The organism is Streptomyces sp. NPDC093109 (assembly GCF_040701725.1).
Classification (GTDB): Bacteria; Actinomycetota; Actinomycetes; order Streptomycetales; family Streptomycetaceae; genus Streptomyces.
Genome location: NZ_JBFBEZ010000020.1, coordinates 24,713 through 45,048, shown reverse-complemented (window position 1 = coordinate 45,048; position 20,336 = coordinate 24,713). Strand labels below are relative to the sequence as shown.

The 20,336-nt window shown below is 67.6% G+C and carries 14 protein-coding genes; 9 read left to right on the top strand and 5 right to left on the bottom strand.

Translation table 11 applies throughout. The annotated features are described in order from the left end of the window. Positions 1 to 2 precede the first annotated feature (2 nt). Together AB0389_RS20395 and AB0389_RS20390 are read left to right on the top strand one after the other, a co-directional pair. On the top strand, positions 3 to 1,811 hold the full coding sequence (locus tag AB0389_RS20395; RefSeq protein ID WP_366396835.1) for a DUF262 domain-containing protein: 1,809 nt from the start codon (positions 3 to 5) through the stop codon (positions 1,809 to 1,811). 8 nt (positions 1,812 to 1,819) lie between these two features. Beyond that, a complete protein-coding gene (locus tag AB0389_RS20390; RefSeq protein WP_366396834.1) occupies positions 1,820 to 2,857 on the top strand; it encodes a CBS domain-containing protein in 1,038 nt (345 codons plus the stop codon). Positions 2,858 to 2,990: 133 nt separating this feature from the next. On the opposite strand, the gene pglZ is transcribed toward AB0389_RS20390, so the two are convergent. Further along, the gene (gene pglZ, locus AB0389_RS20385) at positions 2,991 to 5,981 is read right to left on the bottom strand and encodes a BREX-2 system phosphatase PglZ (RefSeq protein ID WP_366396833.1); all 2,991 of its coding nucleotides are present in this window, start codon (positions 5,979 to 5,981) and stop codon (positions 2,991 to 2,993) included. A 19-nt stretch (positions 5,982 to 6,000) separates the two neighbouring features. Further along, on the bottom strand, positions 6,001 to 9,969 hold the full coding sequence (locus AB0389_RS20380; protein ID WP_366396832.1) for a phage resistance protein: 3,969 nt from the start codon (positions 9,967 to 9,969) through the stop codon (positions 6,001 to 6,003). Between the two features lie 327 nt (positions 9,970 to 10,296). Here AB0389_RS20380 and AB0389_RS20375 point away from each other — a divergent pair, with 327 nt between their 5' ends. From AB0389_RS20375 to AB0389_RS20360, 4 genes are read left to right on the top strand one after another with little or no spacing between them, the layout of a single operon-like run. Further along, positions 10,297 to 10,722 carry a hypothetical protein gene (locus AB0389_RS20375; RefSeq protein ID WP_366396831.1) on the top strand — a complete coding sequence of 142 codons (426 nt, stop codon included), beginning with the start codon at positions 10,297 to 10,299 and terminating at the stop codon, positions 10,720 to 10,722. Next, positions 10,723 to 11,625, top strand: coding sequence for a hypothetical protein (locus AB0389_RS20370; protein ID WP_366396830.1), 903 nt, complete (start codon positions 10,723 to 10,725; stop codon positions 11,623 to 11,625). Continuing rightward, a complete protein-coding gene (locus AB0389_RS20365) occupies positions 11,622 to 11,879 on the top strand; it encodes a hypothetical protein (RefSeq protein WP_366396829.1) in 258 nt (85 codons plus the stop codon). Before AB0389_RS20370 ends, AB0389_RS20365 begins: the two co-directional genes overlap by 4 nt. After that, positions 11,876 to 12,379 carry a hypothetical protein gene (locus tag AB0389_RS20360; protein ID WP_366396828.1) on the top strand — a complete coding sequence of 168 codons (504 nt, stop codon included), beginning with the start codon at positions 11,876 to 11,878 and terminating at the stop codon, positions 12,377 to 12,379. The genes AB0389_RS20365 and AB0389_RS20360 overlap by 4 nt, the downstream gene beginning before the upstream one ends. 31 nt (positions 12,380 to 12,410) lie before the next feature. Here AB0389_RS20360 and AB0389_RS20355 read toward each other — a convergent pair whose 3' ends face one another. Then, positions 12,411 to 12,635 (bottom strand): DUF397 domain-containing protein, encoded by a 225-nt coding sequence (locus tag AB0389_RS20355; protein WP_366396827.1) that lies wholly within the window; start codon positions 12,633 to 12,635, stop codon positions 12,411 to 12,413. A gap of 3 nt (positions 12,636 to 12,638) precedes the next feature. Further along, a complete protein-coding gene (locus AB0389_RS20350) occupies positions 12,639 to 13,514 on the bottom strand; it encodes a helix-turn-helix transcriptional regulator (protein WP_366396826.1) in 876 nt (291 codons plus the stop codon). A gap of 285 nt (positions 13,515 to 13,799) precedes the next feature. Between AB0389_RS20350 and AB0389_RS20345 the strand changes: the two genes are divergently transcribed. The 3 genes from AB0389_RS20345 (at position 13,800) to AB0389_RS20335 (ending at position 16,384) form a co-directional block, all read left to right on the top strand. Beyond that, on the top strand, positions 13,800 to 14,456 hold the full coding sequence (locus AB0389_RS20345; RefSeq protein WP_366396825.1) for an ATP-binding protein: 657 nt from the start codon (positions 13,800 to 13,802) through the stop codon (positions 14,454 to 14,456). A 151-nt stretch (positions 14,457 to 14,607) separates the two neighbouring features. Further along, positions 14,608 to 15,807 carry an ATP-binding protein gene (locus AB0389_RS20340; RefSeq protein ID WP_366396824.1) on the top strand — a complete coding sequence of 400 codons (1,200 nt, stop codon included), beginning with the start codon at positions 14,608 to 14,610 and terminating at the stop codon, positions 15,805 to 15,807. Then, positions 15,797 to 16,384, top strand: a complete 588-nt coding sequence (locus AB0389_RS20335; RefSeq protein ID WP_366396823.1) for a DUF4276 family protein — start codon at positions 15,797 to 15,799, stop codon at positions 16,382 to 16,384. Before AB0389_RS20340 ends, AB0389_RS20335 begins: the two co-directional genes overlap by 11 nt. A gap of 71 nt (positions 16,385 to 16,455) precedes the next feature. Here AB0389_RS20335 and pglX read toward each other — a convergent pair whose 3' ends face one another. Further along, positions 16,456 to 20,043: a BREX-2 system adenine-specific DNA-methyltransferase PglX gene (gene pglX, locus AB0389_RS20330; protein WP_366396920.1), complete on the bottom strand. Its 3,588-nt coding sequence runs from the start codon at positions 20,041 to 20,043 to the stop codon at positions 16,456 to 16,458. Between the last annotated feature and the right edge of the window lie 293 nt (positions 20,044 to 20,336).

Sequence of the window (20,336 nt, the reverse complement as noted above, 5' to 3'; positions counted from 1 at the left end):
GCGTGGCGCTCGACAGTCTCAAACTCAGCGATGTCCTCAAGGATGTCGCGTCCGGCGTACTGCAGCTTCCGGACTTCCAGCGCAACTGGAAGTGGGACGACGAACGGATCAGGGCGCTCGTCGCCACGGTCACGCTGGACTATCCGCTGGGCGTTGTGATGGCGCTTCAGACCGGCGGCACCTCCCCCTTCAAGGCCCGGACGCTCAAGGGCGCGGAGGACGCGGACGGCACCGTGCCCGATCTGCTGCTCCTGGACGGACAGCAGCGGCTGACCTCACTGTTCCAGGCGCTGCACCGGGACCTGCCGGTCGAGACGGTCGACGCCCGCGGCAAGGATCTGCGTCGCTGGTACTACATCGATATCGCCAAGGCGATCGGGGAGCCGGCCGATCGCGACGACGCCGTGGTGTCCGTGCCCGAGGACCGTATCCTCAAATCGGACTTCGCCCGGAAGGTTGTCTTCGACCTGAGCACGACCGACGGGGAGTGCGCGGCCGGTTACTTCCCCCTGCATCTTGTGTTCGATACGCAGCGGGTCAACGCGTGGCAGCAGAAGTTCGTGTCCGCCGACCCCACGAACTGGGGCGTGTGGGGCCAGTTCGTCGAGCGCGTGCTCAATCACATGAACGCGTTCCAAGTTCCGATGATCAAGCTCGCGGCGTCCACCACCCTCGATGCCGTCTGCGCCGTGTTCGAGCGGGTCAACACGGGCGGCGTGCCGCTGAACGTCTTCGAGCTGCTCACGGCCACCTACGCGGGCAATCAGCCTCATTTCGCCGAACACGGCGACTACTACCGGCTCCCCATCCAGTGGGAGGGGATCAAGAAGGGCCTGACCCAGAACCATCCTGTCTTCGGCCGGCCCGAGGCGGATCTCGAGGACGGCCTGAGCAGCAGCGACTTCCTGCAGGCGGTCGCTCTGGTCCACACCTGGGAGCGCAAGCAGGCCAACCCCCGCGCCTCGGTCTCCTGCAAGCGCCGGGATCTGCTGAATCTGCCGCTCTCCGAGTTCCGCCGGCTGGCACCGCGGCTGGCGGAGGCGTTCCAGTGGGTGGGCGCCTTCCTGGAGCGTCAGTGCATCATCCGCTCCGCCGATCTGCCGTACCGCACCCAGCTGGTACCGCTGGCCGCGGTACGCGCCGTCCTCGGCGAGGAGACCGACCGTCCGGGCAGCGACGAGCGGATCACCCAGTGGTATTGGTGCGGTGTGCTGGGCGAGATGTACGGCGGCTCGACGGAGAGCCGGTTCACCCGTGATGTGGAACAGCTGATCGGCTGGATCCGGGGCGTGGAGGGGGTCGTTCCCGACACGGTCAGCGAGGCGGCGTTCCTCGATGACCGGCTGAACAGTCTGACGACCCGCAACAGCGCCGCGTACAAGGGGATTTACGCGCTTCTGGTGAAACAGGGCGCGGTCGACTGGTACTACTCCGACGCGCCGCTCAACGCGGGCCGGCTCGTCGAGCACAATGTGGAGGTCCGGCAGGTCTTCTCCAAGGCGTGGGTCGCCAAGAACTACTACGCCTACTCCGCCCGCGCGAATTCGATCGTCAACAAGACGCCGCTGTCGTTCCGGGCCGGCCGGGGCATGACGGGATCCCCCGCGGTGTATCTCAAGTCGCTCGTCCTGGAGTCGGGCATGCGCGCCGAGTGGTTCGACGATGTCGTTGCCACTCATCTCATCGATCCGGCCACACTCCACACCGCCGATTTTGAGCAGTTCTACGAGAACCGTGCGAAACAGCTCTTGGAACTGGTGATGTCCGCCATGGGCAAGCGCACTGTTTTCCGTGACACGGCGGGCTGGTGAGTACGGTCATGACGACGCTGCCGCCCGACGAGGAAATTCTCGCGCTCAAGGGCCGGAAGATCCCGGTCACCGAATTCCTGACGTTCTTCAACACCCGCGTGCGCGACGACCCGTCCAGTCTGCTGATCGCCCAGGCGCTGGAGAATGTCGGGCTCTCGACCGTGCCGCACTTCGCCAACTGCGGCAGAACCGCCGATGTGCACATCGTGGCCCAGGAATCCGTCCCAGCGGCGGAGTCAGGGAGCGGAGACGAGGAGGAGGCCGACGACGGACTGTCCGTGGTCGCCCTGCCGCAGCACGCCGTCAGAATCGGCGACATACCGGCTGCCACGCAGGGCATCGCGTCCGTCACGTCGCGTCATCTGCTGGCGGACGCCATCCATCTCATGCAGGCCATGAACTACTCGCAGCTTCCGGTACTGGACGACCACTACACGCTGCGTGGCGTCGTCACCTGGCAGTCCGCGACACAGATGTACGGCACGTCCGTCGACAAGGTGCTTCTGAACGCGATGGTGGACGATCCACCGGTCGCCGAGGCCCACCAGGACTTCTTCTCCCTTCTGCCACTGATCAGCGAATACGGCTATCTACTGATCCGGGGGAACGACGGACGCTTCACCGGAATCGTGACAACCGCCGATATCACCGAGCGGTTCGCCGCGACGGCGTGGCCCTTCTTCGTTGTGGGAGAGATCGAGTTCCGGCTCCGCAAATGCCTGGGCGCGAAGATCGGTTCGGATGCCATCCTCGCCGTGCAGCGGACCGGCCCGGGAAAGAAATCCGGGCTGATCACGGACCTGATGTTCGGGGGCTACGTCAAGCTGCTCAACGGCGACCAGCACCATCCGGCGCTCCGCACCCAGGCTGATGAGAACTGGCGGTGCCTGGGCTGGTCGTGGGTGAGCCGCAGCCAGTTCGTGCAGCAGCTCGGCAGGGTGCAGCAGATTCGCAACAAGATCGCGCATTTCGACCCCGAGCCGCTGTCACCGAGCCTGAGCGACGATCTGCGGCAGTTCGTCGGGCTGCTCCGGCAGCTCACCTGACGCGCCCGGTGGTGGCGAGACCCGCCGGTGGGCCCGCACTCGCCACCACCGCGTGCCGTCACCACCGCACTCGCCACCACCGCGACCGTCACCACCGCGACCGTCACCACCGCAGCCGTCACCACCGCAGCCGTCACCTCAGCTCGAACTGATCCCGCAGCAGTCCCGTGTTCAGCCGCAGAGTCCTGCCGTCCGGCAGCGTCTCCAGCACCTGCACACTGTCGTGGTTCAGTAGTTGCCGCAGCACGGCCGCGAAGCCGTCCGCCCGGCCTGCCTGCAGACCGATGCGCTGGGCCAGCGCCGTGACCGGCAGGGTGCCACCGGCGTCCAGCAGGGCCCGGACCGCTTTCTCCACCCGGCCCAAGTCCGGTTTACGGGCGAGCAGTTGCACCTGCGCGGTGAAGACCTCGGACGCCAGCAGGCCGTTGACCAGCGTGTCGTCCGGCGAGACCGGCTCGACGGAGAGCAGCGCGCCCTCCCTCTCCGAAGGAACGAGCGCCACGTCGAAGAGCGAATCGTGGTGCTGCCGGGCCAGTGCCGCGGCCTCGTCCTTCGCCCGCTTGGAGGCTTTCTTCGGCGCGGGTACGGGCACGGCCGCGGCGGCCGGGGTCCGCGCGTACGGCTGCTGAGCGGGCCGCGGTGTGAGCGCCCACCAGGAGGGCTGCTGGCCACCCAGTTCGCGCCAACCGCTCGGCGGTTTCTCCACACCGAACGGGAGGAACGCGAGTACGGGGATGGTGAACTCGGCCGGGGACGCACCGCCGTGGTGGCCCGCCCTCTGGGAGGCGTAGCGCGAGTCGGCGTCCCAGAGCGCGACGATCCGGCCCCCCGGCTCCGGAGACACGACCCGCGGGCCGGAGAGCACGATCTCCGTCTCGGCGAGCGGTCCCTCCGAGGGCCCTCCCGACTGTCCCCCCGGCCTCCGGTGCCGCGCCGACAGCACCCCCGCCGTATCGGCCTCGACCCGTACCCCGTACCGGTCGACGACATGGCCGTGGTCACTGGTGAGAATCACGGCACGGCCCTGCGTCGCCGCGTACCGCAGCAGCTCCCGCAACTGCCCTATGTGGGACAGCCGCCAGGTACCGTCCCCGAGCTTCTGTTCCTTGGCGAGCCGGTCGTCGATGGTGTTGAGCACCACCGCGACATGCGTACGGTCCCCGTTCAGCGCTTCGAGCAGTCCGGGGCCGAAGGGCGCGCCGGCGCTCTCGCCGCGCAGGTCGTCCTTGTGGAAGACGGCGACGTCCTGCCCGCCCCAGAAGCGGTGCGCGGGAAACACCTTCTTCTCGTCGGCCTGTGTACCCGTCCGCAGCTTCGCGGCGAACAGCGAGGTGCGCGAGACAGCCGTCACCGTCGGGAGCGCCGCCGCCATCGCCCGGCGCCGGGGCGCGTCCTTCGCCCGGGGCAGCGGGTCGTACTCGACCCAGTGCTCGCGCAGTTCCTCGCCGAGTTCCGCGGCGATCGCGGCGCTCATCCCGTCGAGGACGAGGAGCAGCACGCGCCGTTCTCCGGCTTTCACCACCGGAGCGACGATGTCGGGGAGGAAGCTCTCCACGGTCAGCATCGCCCCGGGGCCACCGCCGCCCGCCGTCCAGGTGGCGAGCGTCCGGGCGAAGTGCCGGTCGATCTCGCGGCGGGAGACGCGTACGGCGGCGCACACCGTGTCGTAGGCCGACCGCAGTACGGTGCCGGGGTCGCCCCCCGCCTCGATGTGCTCCAGAGCCAGGTCCACCCAGCCGGTGTCGGCCACCTGCCGGTGGATACCGTCCGCGACGTGCGCGCACTCGGCGGCGGGACCGGTCGCCAGCCACTGGCTGAGCCGCTGCGCCATCCTGGCCCGTTCGATCCGGGGACGGGCGTCGGGCTCCTGGGCGAGCCAGTGCTTGCCCAGGGCCTTCACCGCGCGCGCGGTCTCCTCCGGGTCGCCGGCCAGCAGCGCGTGACCGGCGGCCTCGAACCGGGCCTCCAGCCCCTCCGTCAGCACCGGACTCTCCCGGACGGCGCGCTCCGCGCCGAACTGCCGCGCCAGGGAGGCCGCACGGTCGAGGGCCGCACCACTCAGCCGCCGGGCGGTCGCCGATGCCTCGTCCAGCTCGGCCCGGCCCGTGTTCAGCAGCCCGGAGACGAACTCCTCGCAGGCCCGCCCGAAGGCCGCCACGAGGCTGTCCAGCTCATCGCCCCGTGCGGGCGGTTCGTCCCCGAACCAGCGCTCGGCCCGGCCTCTGGCCCGGTGGTCCTCCGCGTTCGTCACGTCGGTGTGCTGCCACAGCGCCGCGCAGACCAGTCCGAAGGCGACGGCGTCGGAGCCGTGCTCGGCACCCACCAGAGCGAGCAGCGCCTTCCCGGCAGGACCGGCCTGCTCGGTCTCGCCGAGGAACCGGTCGAGACCGTCGCGCTCGGGCTCGCGCAGCGCCAGGTAGCGGGCGGGTCCGCCGGGCGCCATGGACCAGCGGAGCAGGGCATGCACATCGAGCGGCGCGTCCTCCCCCACCGCCGTGGCGGACACCGCGGCGCCCTCCGGGGTTTCCAGGTCGCGGTCCGGGTCGTACCGGCCGATGCCCAGTCTGCGCAGGGTCAGCGCGCTCAGGGCGTGACGCCGGGTCAGTATGCCGCCGGCGAGCCGGGGCCAGCGGCCCGGTGCGGCGTCCAGCAGCGCCTCGGCGGCCCAGTTCTCGCTGTTCAGCCGACGGTCGGTACCGATCGCCCCGAACGCGTCCCGGACCACGTCCCAGGTGTTCACCGCGTTGACCCGCTGCTTGTACACCTTGGTCAGCAGGTCGGGGCCCAGCTCGGCCTCCTCGCGGTCGGTGAGCACCACGAGGACCTCGGGTCCCCCGGTCCCGCCCGGCGCCCCGGCCGCCTGGTGCGCCAGCGTCAGCTCGTACACCGCCAGCGTCGAGGGCGCCACGGCGACCGCCGCCCGGCGCTGCTCACCCCAGGTCAGCTCGGCCGGACCGTCCCAGGCGGGCGCGGCGCGCAGCAGGACGACCCGGCGCCTGCCCGGGACGAGGCCGGGCTGCGAGGCCAGGTACTGGGTGACGGTCGCGGCCTTGAGCCGCACGGCACTGGTGGCGGTCGCCGGTCCCGCGCTCCCGGTCGTCCCCGTCGTGGTCGCCGTACTCACCGCGTATGCCTCGTTCCGCTCATTCCACGACCCGCCAGCTGATCTCGATCGTCGCGTCGGGCTCGGCCGCCGTCAGCGCGTCCAGCTCCGCGCGGAGCTGTGCGACCGCCTGGGACACCTTGGCCCGGCCGCCCCCGGATCTGCGCGCGGCACGGCCGGGCACCGGGTGGGTGGTTGGTACGGGCGGCTCGGCACTGTCGTCGTTCAGGCTGACCTCACCGGGTGTGGTGAGGGGCGCGGGCTCGGGCGCCGGTACGGGAGGCTGCTGCCGCCGGGCGGCGGCCTGGCTGCGCTCGATGACGGCGACGATCGACCGCCGCGCCTCCTTCAGCGCGTCCTCCAGCCGGGAGGTCCGCTGGTCGACCCGCGCGGCACCGCGCAACGCCTCCAGCACCGCCTCGCCCTGGGGACCGTAGTTGGGCGCGAGTTTCAGCATGTCCCAGGTCGCGGTGGCCAGCGCTCCCGACACCAGTTCCGCCTGCTTGACCGACGCCCCGAAGCGGCCCGCGGACGCCTCGCCCAGGTCGAAGGCGGCGAAGGCCGTGATGACCTGCTTGGCCGCCGCCGAGCCGCCCGCCGCGCCCCGGTCGAGGGCGACCAGCTCGTCGAGCAGGTCGCGGGAGCGCCGGGCGAGCGCCAGCCTGCCCGATTCGTCGGCTCCGTCGAGTCCCAGGAGGCCGGCGTGCTTCTCCAGCTCCTGTACGAGGCTGTCCGTGTGCGGTTTGTACGTCTTGGCCCGGCCCGTGATCAGCCGGGCGAACTGGCCGACCATCCGGCCCCGGCGCAGCCTCGGCGGCTGCTCGCCGAAGATCTCCCAGCAGCGCTTGCCCGCCTCTTCCCAGGCGGACTCCTCCGGCAGCGGCTGGGAACGCAGCGCGTCCTGCGGCTTGATCGCCGACGGTTCGGGAGCCGGGTCGAGCAGCGATCCCGCGCGCACCCACACCCGGTCGTCCATCTCGGCGTACGAGGCGATGACCAGGTTGGCGAGGAACGTCTCCAGCCCCATCGGCTCCGGCTGGTCGATCCACTCGGTGAGCTGGACGACGCTCAGGTCACCGGGGCCGGCGCCGGTGCGGGCCTTGAGGTTGAAGTGGTCCACCCAGCGGCCCGAGAGCCGGAAGTACGCCTCCTTCTGCTGGCCGAGCCCGAGCGGCGCCGCGACGCGCCGCATCGCCGTCCGGTCCTTGGCCGGAATCTCGGCCTGCCGGTCGCCGGACTCCGCCGCCGCCCTGATGTGCGCGAACACGGTCCGCGCGTCGCTCGCTCTGACGGCCGTGTTCGTACCGTCGGGGTCGAGGTCCGGGTGGGCGGGGAACTGGTGGGCGAGCAGCTTCTTCGCGATGTGCCGGGCACCGTCGTGCAGGCTCTGTCCGATGGACACCCGCAGCTCGGCCACCTCGGGCAGCGCGTCGACGTGGTCGTTGAAGGACACGTCCACTTCACCGGGCGTCTTGTCCGCGCAGCCGTACGCCTGCCGGAACGCCCCCTTCACCGTCTTGATCAGGGATTCCCGCTGGCCTTCGAGCAGCACCCGGGCGCGGGCCCGGTTGTCGGCGTTGAGGTGCTGGGCGTACACGGTGTCGAAGCGCCGCTGGTCGGACAGCGCGTAGTCGATGACGACCAGCCGGCGGAAGTCCGCGAACCGGGCGGCCGACAGCCGGGTGGGGATCCAGGCCACGGTCCTGGGCGGTACGCCGGGCAGGTCCCGCAGGTCCCGCATCCGGTTGGACGCCTCGACGGCCCCCCGCGTGCCCTCCTGGTAGGGGAAGTCGACGATGAGCCGCCAGAGTCCTTCCTGGCTCGGCGAGAACTCGTGGTCGGGGAGTTCGTCCGGGTCCCCGACATTGCCGAAGAGGATCTCGACCGTACGGTTCGAGCCGCGCCAGACGAGGTTCAGCTCGTCGGCGACCAGCCGGTCGTGAAGGTCCAGGCCCAGTTGGTCGGCGAGCAGCCGCTTGGCGAGGGTCCGGCGGTTGGAGTGGTTGTCGTTGACGTTGGCGTTGGCGAGGACGGAGTCGACGTCCACCCCGGCCAGTTCGAGCCGTACCCCCGGGTTGGCGTCCGTGCCGGTCACCTTGATCTCGGCAAAGCGCGAGGCCCAGTCGTCGACCTTCGCCTTGATGACACCGACCTCGGCGCCCGGGATCGGCGAGACGACCGAACCGTGGTTGAGCGCGCCGAGCCGCCGGATGGTCAGATCCCGCAGCGCGGGCACGCTCGGTGCGAGGGCGGAGAGCAGCAAAGTGCACATCAGCCGGTTGTCGCCGGTGAAGCCCTTGCACCGGCCGAGGAGCTTCGGGTCGGTGAGGGTGTCGCGGCGGTGCCGGTAGCGCTCGATGTCCTCCTCGGTGACCTCGTACGCCGCGAGGAGGTGGGGCCGCAGCTTCTGGCGGTACAGCTTGTCCGCGACGAGGAACTCCACCTTCAGGCTGTCCACGAAGGGCTTGTCGCCACCGTCCGCGATCACCGGATAGAGATCGCCGAGCGGGATCAGATTCTCCAGCGTCGCGTCGTCCCGGTGGTCGGCGAGCAGCTGGCCCATCAGCTTCAGACCGGTACGGGAGCGCTGGAGCGCGGAGGAGATATGGACCAGGGTGTCCATGAAGGACGGCGAGAAGGGGTACGTGAGCCGGAACGACGCCTCGTCCGCCCCGGTCGTCGTCTCGTCCGACCCCAGCAGTACGTCCCACACCTGCGGCCCGACCCGCTTGACCCGGGCGAAGGCCGCGTCCAGCTTGGCCTCCGCCTCCGCGTCCTTCGGCCTGAGCAGCCGCGCGTGGGCGATCTGCGGCAGGTTGCGGTCCTCCAGCGTGATCGTGTCGAAGCGGCCGGAGGCGAGCCGCAGGCTGTCCTGGATCGCCGCCTCGGCCGCCCCCGATGTCTCCTCGCCGACGAGTTCGCGCAGGTCACGCTGGCGCGCGATGAACGAGACGACCGGGATGGCCCGGCGGGAGTCCGCGCCCTCGACGAAGTTGGTGATCTTGTCGGCCTCGCGGGAGACGAATTTCTGGTCGTGCACGCGGTTGGCGAGCCACAGGATCAGCTCGTCCATGAAGAGGATCAGCCCGTCGTACCCGAGCGACTTCGCGTGCTCGGCGATCACCCGCAGCCCGGCGTCCAGCGAGATGAAGCCGTGCTCGTCCTCGGCCGCGTTCTTCGCGAACCCGGGGAACCACGTCACGCTCGCGTCGTGCACCAGCCTGGCCCGCAGCTCGGCGGGGGTCGACGGGTCGACGGTGTTCAGCCTGACCTCGCCGCCGTCCAGCTCCTCGGCGGCGAGCGCGGTGGCCAGCAGCTCGGAGGTCCAGGCGAACGGCTCGCCCCAGTCAAGATCGTCCTCGGCGTCCGGAGCGTCCACCGTGTCCGCCGTGTCCGTACCGTCGTCACCGGCGCCCGAAACCACCGCGGGGGCGGCCTCCGCGAGCCCCGCGATGAACGCCTCGTCCCCCATCCGCTGCCGGTGCGAGCGGATGTCCTCGAACAGCGCGTCGGTCCGGTACACCTGCGGAGTCGTCGCGTTCTCGTGCAGCGCCTTGACATGGCTGACGTACCCGCCGAGGACCCGCTGCTCCAGCGACTTCGCGCCGAGCATGTGGTACGGCACGAGCAGGAACCTCTTCCGCTCCGCCTCGAGCCACTCGTGCTTGCCGAGCACCGGGTCGAAGTCGCCGCGGGACCTGGCCGTCGTGTCGCCGCGCAGCAGCGCGTGCAGCACCGCCATGAAGTGGGACTTACCGGAACCGAACGATCCGTGCAGATACGCGGCCTTCGACGTATGCCCGTCCAGCGCCGCCTTGATCAGGCCGAGCGCCTCGTCGAAGTTCTCCAGCAGCCGGTCGGTGACCACATAGTCCCGCAACGCGCGGGCCGCGCCCTCCTCGGTGACCGCCTCCGCCAGTTTCAGAACGAAGTCGGAGGTCGAGATGGACGTCTTGATGTCGATGACGTCGCGGAGGAGGGGGGCCGTGGCGGCGGCGGTCGAGGCCATGTGTGTCTCGCGTCTCCTGGTGTCCGGTGTCCTCGTGAGCGGTACGGCGGCCCCGGGCGCCTTGTCGCCCCCCCGCGCCCCCGCGCCCCGTGCTTGGGGAGCCTCGTCCGCTCCCGTGTTCCCCCGCTCGCACGGAGCGGAGTCAACGCCGATCGTATCCGGTGGGCACACCCCTGAGCAGGCCCGTCCGCCGTGCGCGGAGATGCGGGGCTGCGGGGCCCGGATACGCCGAAGAAGGTCCCGGAGGGCGGGTCCCGCCTCACGCGTTAGCCTCTGTGAAGTCTGCCTACGGGGGCCGTCCGCAGGGATGAGAGGGAAACACACCGCATGAGTACGGAACCGAGCGCAGGGAACGGCGACACCCAGCTGCCCTTCCTGCCACTGCCGCCCGGCGCGCCCGGCCCTCTGGACCCGCTGCCGCTGGGTGTCCTCCCACCCGGAATGGGCACTCCGCTGGTCGTCGCGGAGGGCGTCCTGACCAAGGCCGCGGGAGCGGCAGACGAGGTGTTCGACGCGTTCCACGGCCCTGCCGGATCGGTGCGCGAACCGGCCGGGCCGGCAGCCCATGAGCTGGCGGGATGGGAGAGCGCAGCCGCCCTGCGGACGTCGCTGAAGAACTGGGAGGACCAGACCAAGGCCGTCGAGGGCTGGCTCGCCCGGATCTCCGGGAGCCTGCGCGCCTCGTCCCACACGTATACGGGTACGGACCAGGCGATCGAGCAGCGGTTCAGCGCTCTGCGGGAGCTGAAGTAGATGCCCGATTTCTACCGTGAGCTGCTCGACACGGACCTCTCCGTCCTGGACGACCTCGCCGTCACATGGCGTGAGGCACACACCGCGACGGTGAAACTGCCCCAGCGCATGATGGACGATGTCCTCAAGCCCCTGCGGGACAACGGGTACTGGGAAGGGGCCGCGGCTCCGTTCGCCTGGACGTTGATCGACGACATCGCACGCCAGCTGACGGCCGCGAACAAGGTCGCCGAGGCGCTGGCCGGTGTCTTCGACGACGCGGTGAGCGACCTCAAGGTCATTCGCCGTGACCTCAAGGACGCCGTTCGGCGCGCGGAGGAGAAGGGGCTCACCGTCAACGGCTCGGGTACGGTCTCGGGCTTCCTGACCGCGGACCTCTTCGTCGCCGCCGACCAGCGGCAGAACTCCGTCCTCGCGGTCCACACCGCGCAGGAGGAGATCATCGAGATCTGCCGCCGGGGCATCATCGCGGACCAGAACCTTTCGATGACGCTGATGTCCGACGTCGGCATCGGCTCCTGGTTCAACACCAAGCCCCAGCACACCTCGATCGATACCACCGACCGGATCACCGCCGACGAATACAACGCGTACGGGCGGGCCCTGGAGGGCAAGGACCCCTGGCCGGAACGGAAGGACGACACCCCGTACGGCCTCGGCCTGGACTATGTGACCGGACTCGGCCCCCGTCACAAGGACTTCACCAACGGCGACACGATGGCCGACCGGGTGCAGTCCATGGAGAGCATGAAGGACATCCGCCGACAGACGGTCGCCGACAGACGGTCGAGCAGTGGGAGGCGACAGGTGAGACGGAGGGCAGCGCGGCCTTCTCCATCTCCAAGTCGGGCAAGATCGGTGCGGCGAAGAAGCTTCTCGGCGAGGACCTGCCCGCCATCGTGACCAATGACCCGGACCATCTGGGCGAGGCGTTCATGGGGTCGTACAACGTCAAGTACGACATCCGGGGCACAGACCCGGACGGGTCGCTGGTGGTGCAGTACACCCTGGACAACACCACCAGCACCGAGTCCGCGCTGCACTTCATCGGCTACTACGACTGGCTGAAGTACGCGGAGATCGCCGACGGCCCCATAACGAGCGCCGTGAGCCAGACCGTCACATGGACCGAACGCATCCCGGGGAAGAGCCAGTGAGCGCCGCACGACCGGCACGCCGGAGCAAGCCACCGTACGCCTCCCTCGCGCTGAGCGCGGTCGTGGTCGTGGTCGCGGTGATGTCGCTGACCGCCGGGTGCTCGGGGGACCAAGGGCTGTGCGGCCCCGCGCCGGTCGAGGACGTCTTCCGAAGCGATCTGTACGGGACGTACGCGGGCCCTCACGAAGCCCGTCTCACGCTGCGCGACAACGGCGACAACACCATGGGCTTCACGGTGAGCGCCTGGCCCGAGAGCAGCGACCCGGACATCCTGACGAAGAAGCCCCCCGCCTTCGACGGCAAGGGCACGTGGCGGATCGAGGGGGGTACGGGCCAGGGCGACCGCGTCAGCCTCCAGTTCGAGGACGACGGGCAGAAGCGCGCGGGGCTGCCCGTCAAGCAGCTCGAGGTCGGCAAGAAGGACGGACACATCGTGCTGTTCGACCAACTCGGCGACCCGGATGTGTGCCGGGTGTTCGAGCTGCCCCGTTCGTCGTGACCGCAGAGGGCAACCGCCGACGTTCAACGCACTACAGGTTGTCGAAGTCCCCCGCCGCCATGCCCGACTTGAACGCCTGCCACTCACCGGGGGTGAAGCAGAGGTGGGGGCCGGCGGGGTTCTTCGAGTCGCGGAGGGCGACGCCTCCGGCGGGGAGGGGTGCGAGTTCGAAGCACTGGGTGTCGCCCGCGGTGAAGCTGCTCTTCTGCCAGGAGAGCGTCGCAGGGTCTATCGAGTAGAGATCGGCCTTCTCCATCAGTCAGTCTTCCTTGTTCTTGATACCGGTGATCAGGTCACGGCTCTTGTCAGGGTCGAGCGCCGCCCCGGAGAGATTGTTGAAGATGCGGTGCAGGCGCCGGAGGTCCCTCGGGTCATCCAGCGTCAAGTTACCAGCGACAGATTCACCGAAGGCGATGTCGGGCACGTCACCATCAGCGAACTGGAAGACCTGGAACGCAGCGATCTGTGCACCTTCTTCCCCCTTCTCGTAGGGAATTACCTTCAGTTCGACGGTCTCGCGCTCCGACTGCTCCAAGAGATGCCGAAGCTGCTCTCGATGCCCCTGCACTCCACCCACCTGAAACTCCAGGGCCGCCTGAGTCACCACGTAGTGGCATACCAGCGGCCGGTCCGCCTCCAGCAGTCGATGCCGCTGACGCAAGTCACGGACCTCAACGAGTGCGTCGATCTGGTCGGGCCCCAGCGAGGCGAAGCCGGCCCCGATCACAGCACGCGCGTAACGCTCGGTCTGCAACAGCCCCGGAATCATGCCCACTTGATATTCGCGCACGACCGATGCCGCAGCCTCGAAGCCGAGGAATCGCTCGTACTCGGCCGTAATGACCTCGCCGTACCGGGCCCACCAGGTCTGACGCCGCTCCCGGGTGGCGGTGTGCAACTCGGCGAGACCGACGCGCTCAGGTTCCGAAACGTTGTACAGATCCATGAGCTTGGCGAAGTGCTCGTGTGAACAGTTGCGCTTGCCCAGCTCTATGCGGCTGAGCAGCGAGATGTCACAGCCGATGGCCGCAGCGACCTCTGCGAGTGTCAGGTGATTGACCTCGTCACGAAGGCGGCGCAGCGCCCGGCCGAGAGTGACGCGAGACATCAACGGCGTACTGCTGGCTGCGGACATGAAGCTCCTCTGCTCACGAATCGGTCACGAGATTAGCCGGGCCGACCACATCGCGTTACCGAGACCCTATGCGAACTGTCGATCGATCTGTCAATTGGACAGTCCAGTGGCTTGACCTTTCTCAAGGGCAAATGCCACATTGGCATCGCTACAGAACGCACTCGGTCGAACGCCGAGTGTGTCTGCTCCCGGTGCGGTCAGATACGACGCCGGGTGGCTGATCGACGAGCAGATGCCCGTGCTCATCCGGGAGTTCGGACCGCTCGCGAATCGGTAGGAGCTGTCATGGGTGAACCCAACGAAGTGACCTTCAGGCTGACCCGTCGCCACCGCAGCGTCCCCAGAGCGCGGGCGATGCTGCACGCGGTGCTCGGGGACTGGGCGCTGAGCCAGAACACGCGGGACGAAGCCGAGTTGGTGCTCTCCGAGCTGGTCACCAACGCACTGCGCGTCCGCGTGCCGGGCGACCGGCAGGTCGGCGTACGCATCGTGCGGGTGCTGGACGAGCCCCTCATCCGCTTGGAGGTGAGCGACGCGGGCGCCGGCAGGCCGGAGATTCAGCACCCCGGCGAGGACGAGACGGGCGGGCGCGGCCTGATGCTCGTGGAGGCGCTGGCTCACCGGTGGGGCGTGAAGGAACGCGAGTGCGGCATCGGAAAGACCGTCTGGGCGGAGCTGAAAGCCCAGGCCGTCGTACCAGAACCCACGCCACCGACCGAGGTACCGGCCGCGATGGTTCTGCCGGGACACTCCGTACGTGTATGGGGCAGGTGGTTCACGGCGCTCGGCGTACGCGGCGCTCTGGACGCGGACGGCGTGCTCCATGTCGTCATCGACCTGGACGACGGCCCTGCCCTACGGGTCCACTCGCGCGAGCCCCTGATCGTACGGAAGGCCGGCGCACCTGCCCTCCCCAGGGCCACGGAAACCGCGCCGGGGTGACCGGCACCGACGGCCTGCCCCGGTTCCAGCCGCTGGCCATGGCCGGAACCGGGCACTGGCCCCACCCCCCACACTCCTGGCGACTCCGAGGACGGGAAAATAGATACGGTGACGCAGTGCACATGAGAGAGCGCGGAGAAGAGGTCCCGAGGTGATCACCCGGATCGATATCGACGGGTACAAGTCCTTCGACGACTTCACCCTTGATCTAGCGCCATTCACCGTTCTGATGGGTGCCAACGCCTCCGGCAAGTCAAACCTGCTGGAGGCCGTGGACCTGCTGGCGCACCTGATCCGGGAGCCGACGGGACAGACGCTGGTCGATCACGCACGCAGAGGCGGCCCGAAGGAACTGTTCCGGCGTGGGCCGGAGGGCGATCCGTCGGGGACTATGCGGATCGCGGCCGATGTCCTCATGAACGGGGACGGCCTGGTCGGCGAATGCCTCAGGGTCGCGGCCACCGTACGGTACGCGGATCCACCCGACCCGTTGCGGGTGGATGTCAAGGTCAGCAACGTCTACGACGATTCGCCCCTCACTGAACGCGAGGAGCGCATGGTGTCCCGGCTGTCTATTCCCCGACCGGTAAAGGGCAGAAAGCTGCCCCACAGCCCTGAAGTGCCCGTGCAGTCCAGTGCTGACGGCGAGGAATTGGCCGAAGCCACCAGAAACTGGCGGATCATCGAGCCCTCCCCAAAGGCGATGCGTATCGTCTCCTCCACGTACGACACCGCGCCTCTCGCAGAGGACGGCAAGAATCTGGGAGCCGTTCTGGGGCGGATTTCACGGGTTCCCCAGCGCTGGTACGACTTCACAGCAGATGCGGTGGCGCTGCTTCCCGATCTCGCCGGCATCACAGTGGAGGCCAACACTTCATGGGATCAGTGGGACGTCTGGCTCCAGCACCAACACGAGTACCGTGTGAGCCCCAGCACGGCATCGGCGGGTACCTTGCGCGTGCTGGCACTGCTGGCGGCAGCCCACGACCCCGCCCACGAGGGGATCCTCATGTTCGAGGAGCCGGAGAACGGTCTTCATCCGGGCAGGGTCCCGCAGTTGCTGTCCAGGCTGAGGGGAAGGACCAGCGACCCTGAAACCTTTGTCAGTGGTTGCGGCCGACAGACCTTGGTCACCTCGCACTCACCTGTCGCCCTCGCCGCCGCGTTGGAGGAAGTCCCGGAGTCGGTCGTCTTTCTGGACTCGGTCACCCGATTCGAGAACGGGCTGCCACCCCGTCGGCTGACCCGGGCCAGGAAAGTCGCCACGAGTGGCGACCGGGGGACCTTCGTGACCCCCCTTGAGGTGCGCAAATACCTTGATCCAGTAGGACGGTTCTCGCGTGGGGCGTAGATACTTCAGCCTGGCCCTGCTCACCGAGGGAGCCAGCGACCAATGGTTTCTCGGGCCGCTCATCGACCGGCAGATCGCCGATCTGGCGCAGCGCCCCACAGTCGGTTTCGACTACTCGGGAATCGTCACCGGTGAATGCTTCACCGTGGCGCCACGGGCCGCAGTGGTGCGCGAAGTATCCGAACTGCTTCAGTACTTCGATGTGGTGATGATCCATCACGATCACAACGAGCGTGCCAAGGTCGACGCGATCAGGGAGCACTTCGCGTCCGACGCCTTCCGTATCGTGGGTCTGGTGCCGGTACGCGAGACCGAGGCATGGATGCTGGCGGACACCGACGCGCTGCGAGAGGCGTCACCCAGCAGTGACTCCGCGTGGGAGGTGCCCCACGATGTGGAAAAGATCGCCGACCCGAAGGCAGTGCTCAAAGCTGCACTGGGAGGACGGCGAGAAGTCGAGAGGTCCTTCGACCGGTTGGGCCGGACGATAGCTCTGGAAAAACTGCTGAAGCTCCCCGCTTACCGGCGCTGGTTAGACGAACTGCGCACAGCAATGCAGGAGTTGCGGTTTCTGTGAGGTGGCTTGGCCTGACCGACCTCCCGCACCGAAGTGCGGGAGGAGGGTCGGACGGGGGCGCCGACGGGCCATCAGCCCTTGGCTGAACCTCGGCCACGGCGGGCGGCCGGGGCCGGGCGCCAAGAACGGAGGTCGTCGTCGGTGAGACCGTGCTCGCCCTGCATGGTCGCGCGGTAACCGGCGAAGAAGGCGGCGGGGGAACCGCTGTAGGTGGGGTCGTACTCGTCGTGCCACTGGGTGAGCCACGGCTGAAGCTCCAGCAGACCGGCGAGAAGGGGCGTCATCTCCTCGGAGGACAGCTCGCCGTGGTTGGTGAAGTACGTGGCGAGTGCCTGCGCCTGCTCCCGGTGATCCCAGCCGGCCCACCCCAAGAGGTTGGGCGCACCGGAGATCGCGCCGGTCGCATACGAGATGAACCGCTCCTTCGGCACATCCAGCTTCCCCCGGGCCTTCCAGTAGGACGGCTTGAGGAAGTCGGCCGGTGCGTACTTCGGCGGCACGGAGATCGAGTCCCGAATTTTCCGCTTCGCCGGCTCGTCCGGAGCGGCGTCCTCCTGGCGCTGGAGATCCCAGACGTGCTCCCAGTCCGCGCGCTTCTTTAGCGCGGCGGGCTTGTAGCGCAGGGCGGAGAGGAACGGTACGTGCTCGTCGGCGAGCAGGTCCGCGACGACGGTCGCCAACTCCTTGCGGGGCGCGTACAACTCCGCGACGGATACGAAGTCCTCGTCAAGGGAGAGCACGGCAGCGAGCTGATCGCGAGTGAGGAGTGTTGGCTGCCCTTCTTGGAACCATAGGTCGTCGTGGTTCTCAATCCGGTCCAACAACCAAGACTGGAGAGCGCGCTCCTGAAGCTCATCCCAACCGTCAGTCAGCCAGCGTCGCTTGTACTCGGGACGTTCAATCATGCCGATGGCTCGGGATGATTCGATCACCTCAATGCGTTTCTCAACAATCTCCTTGTAGACATCCGGCCAGTGTCCCGGCAGTTGAGTCACCGGTTCAGAGCCGTGGCGCCGAAACCACTCTGAGCTGACCTGACCGCTCTCGATGCGACGCGCCAGCACAATCTCGAACGCACGTTCTCCCAGTGCGAGTTCGGGTACATAGATTTCGGATGGAACGCAAATCTCTTCCGCATGCAGGCCATACAGAGAATAGACCTGCCAGTCAAGCTCTTCCTGGAGCCCGATCATCTTCCTACGGATGCGATCCCAATCGACCTGAGCTGCACGCAGGAAAGCAGCAGTGGGGGCTGATCTTTCGAGAGAGATCAAGGAAGAGGGCATGGCCGCGTCGATTTTTTGCGCGCAAAAATCAAGAGCGGCGGAAAGTTCAACAGGAAGGGTTGCAGGCAGCGGATATTGTTCAATATTGCCGCCGTTAAATTGATAGTGGACAGTCCACCTCTCGGACTCAAGACCACGACCAACACCATTACTAGGCTTATCATGACACGCCATCTTAAGCCAAAACGCCGCCGTCGAACTATTCAGCACCCCAAGCAGTTGCAGATATTCTGTTTCAGTTGCCCCGTCGCGCAACTTAATCACTGGAGCGGTCTGCTTGAAAACTCTCCCGCCCCGATCAAGCACAAAATGATTGTGCGTTGCAACTTCCCCGAACGAGAGCGATAGCAGCGTCTGATAGGCGGAAGCCGTGTACTGCATGTAATCCCACCACTGGAGACCGGCATCCGCCATATCGCCTTGAAATGTGCGTCGCGCTTGAAGCGTCCGGCGCATAGGCCAGAGTTCTTTCTCAAGTGCGTCGGAATTTACTTCGTCAGCGTATGGGAACCAGATCGATTCTTCCGGTCTGGCACTCCAGTCCCGAACTACTTCTCCCACCATAAGGGGACGAAGCCCCCGCCTATCCGCAACCGTCCGGTAGCTTTTACGCAAAGGGCGAATGTACGCCTCGTCCGCCCCCGCCCTAATTGCACGTCCGATTGGCGGCGCGATCGCATCCCTGAGCCTCCGAACACTCGCCTCATTAATTTGCGTGAACATCTCAAGCCCGCCATCGGTGAGAATCCACGGCTGCTTACTAAAGTATCGGACTCTCTCTAGCGAATCCACAGATACCCATTGACTTACCGACCCAGGCTTGTCGATTTGATCAACGATCGCTTTCCAGACCAAACCTTCAGCAGGATCATTCGGAACTGCCGGTTCAATTTGGACACCACGTACAGTGCGAATCATCTCACTACGACCGCTGCCCGCCCTTCGCCGCCCAACAATAATCACAGTCGGCGTCCCGTGTCCTGGAATATACGCACCCGAGGTGTCGATCACTTCTGTCAACTCAACCTTATGCGCGAAAAATTCCTCAACCAGCAAGCGGCCAAATTCCCTCTTTGAAAATGACCTCGCTGTAATCTGACCGACCATGCCATAACCACGCCCGTCAGGCTCACCCACCTTCGCCAGCTGAAAGAACCTTTCAGCGAACGGCACCGACAAGGCATAAGTACCCGCACAAGACGCGTACAGGTCCCGATAAAGCGCATTCAGCTTCTTGTCCTTGACCGTGATGTAGGGCGGGTTCCCCACCACCACGTCATATCGCCCCTGCTGCAGAATCCCCGGATACTCGTGCACGTCCTCCGTCGCGTAAGCGAACTCCGCCAGCGGGTCCCCCGACTCCTCCCCCACCAGCGTCAGTTCGAGCTGCCGCGCCTTGATGAGTGAGTCGCCCACCGCCAGGCTGATCGGCCAGTCATAACGACTCGCCTCCGCCAGCGTCCGTACCCGCGCCGCCGCCATCGCCGCCACCAGCAACCGGAACCGCGCGATAGCCACCGCGAACGGGTTAATGTCCACCCCGTGCACCGACTCCAGCGCCGCCTTCACCCGCTCGTGCGGGCCCACGTCCGGTCGGCGCTCGCCCCACAGCCGTACCAGCCGCCGGAACGCGCCCAGCACGAAGTGGCCCGAGCCGCACGTCGGGTCGATCATCTTCAGCTCGCCGAACCGGCCGCCCAGCTCCCGTACCACCGGGTCCATCGTCCGGTCGAGGATGAACTCCTCCACGAACTCCGGTGTCTGGAGCAGCGCGTATGTCTTCCTCGCCGCCTCCGACAGGTCCTGGTACAGGTCGCCCAGGAACCGCGTGTCCCAGCCCTCCGTACCGTCCGCGTTCAGCGGGTCGGTGAAGTCGTGGACCAGCGCGTCACCACCACCGTCACCACCGTCACCCCCACCCGCGCCCTCCGCCCGCTCCCGCCAGAACTCCACCAGCGACCGCGCCCCGTCGTGCGACAGCGGGATCTGGTAGAGCGGGTTCCGCTCCTTGTCGAAGAGGAGCTTGCCCGCCTGGCCCGCCCCCAGCTCCGCGAACGCCCGTTCCAGCCAGCCCCGGTACGTCGGGTCCGGGTCCTCGTCCACGTACTGCGCGTACCGCGCCTCCGCCAGGTCGCGGCGCTCGGCTTCGCCGCCCGTGAGGTACGGCTCCGGGATCAGCCGGTTGTCCTCGCAGAACCGTACGAAGACCGTGCCCAGTACCCAGGCCACCGCGACCTGCGTCACTCGCTCGTCCAGCCACGCGCTCCACGTCGCCGCCGTGCGGCCGAGCTTGAACGCCTCGTCGTACTCCGCGCGCAGCTTCCCCGCGACCGACTCCCCCGCCCGGATCTGCTCCACCCGGTCCGCCGACAGGCTGCCCGACACCCCGTCCAGCAGGCGCGTCTCCAGCCACTCGGCCCACTTCGGGGGCTCCGGGAGCGCCTCCGCCGGATTCCCCGAAGCCTTCGCGGCCTTCTGTGCCGCGCCGGCCGCCTTCCGCGCCTTCTCGTACTCGGTGCGCAGCGGTTTGAGTACTGCCTCGCCGTCCCGTACCTGCTTGCCGAGGTCCACCTCGACCGCCTTGACCTGCTTGATCAGGTCCTTCAGCAGTGCCGTGCGGTCGATCACTGTGTCACGTCTCCCGTTGTCCGTAATCCGTAATCCGG

Coding starts and splice junctions, on each gene's coding strand:
- AB0389_RS20390 (WP_366396834.1), top strand. CDS start 1,820: ATGACGACGCTGCCGCCCGACGAGGAAATTCTCGCGCTCAAGGGCCGG.
- AB0389_RS20380 (WP_366396832.1), bottom strand. CDS start 9,969: ATGGCCTCGACCGCCGCCGCCACGGCCCCCCTCCTCCGCGACGTCATC.
- AB0389_RS20375 (WP_366396831.1), top strand. CDS start 10,297: ATGAGTACGGAACCGAGCGCAGGGAACGGCGACACCCAGCTGCCCTTC.
- AB0389_RS20370 (WP_366396830.1), top strand. CDS start 10,723: ATGCCCGATTTCTACCGTGAGCTGCTCGACACGGACCTCTCCGTCCTG.
- AB0389_RS20355 (WP_366396827.1), bottom strand. CDS start 12,635: ATGGAGAAGGCCGATCTCTACTCGATAGACCCTGCGACGCTCTCCTGG.
- AB0389_RS20350 (WP_366396826.1), bottom strand. CDS start 13,514: ATGTCCGCAGCCAGCAGTACGCCGTTGATGTCTCGCGTCACTCTCGGC.
- AB0389_RS20345 (WP_366396825.1), top strand. CDS start 13,800: ATGGGTGAACCCAACGAAGTGACCTTCAGGCTGACCCGTCGCCACCGC.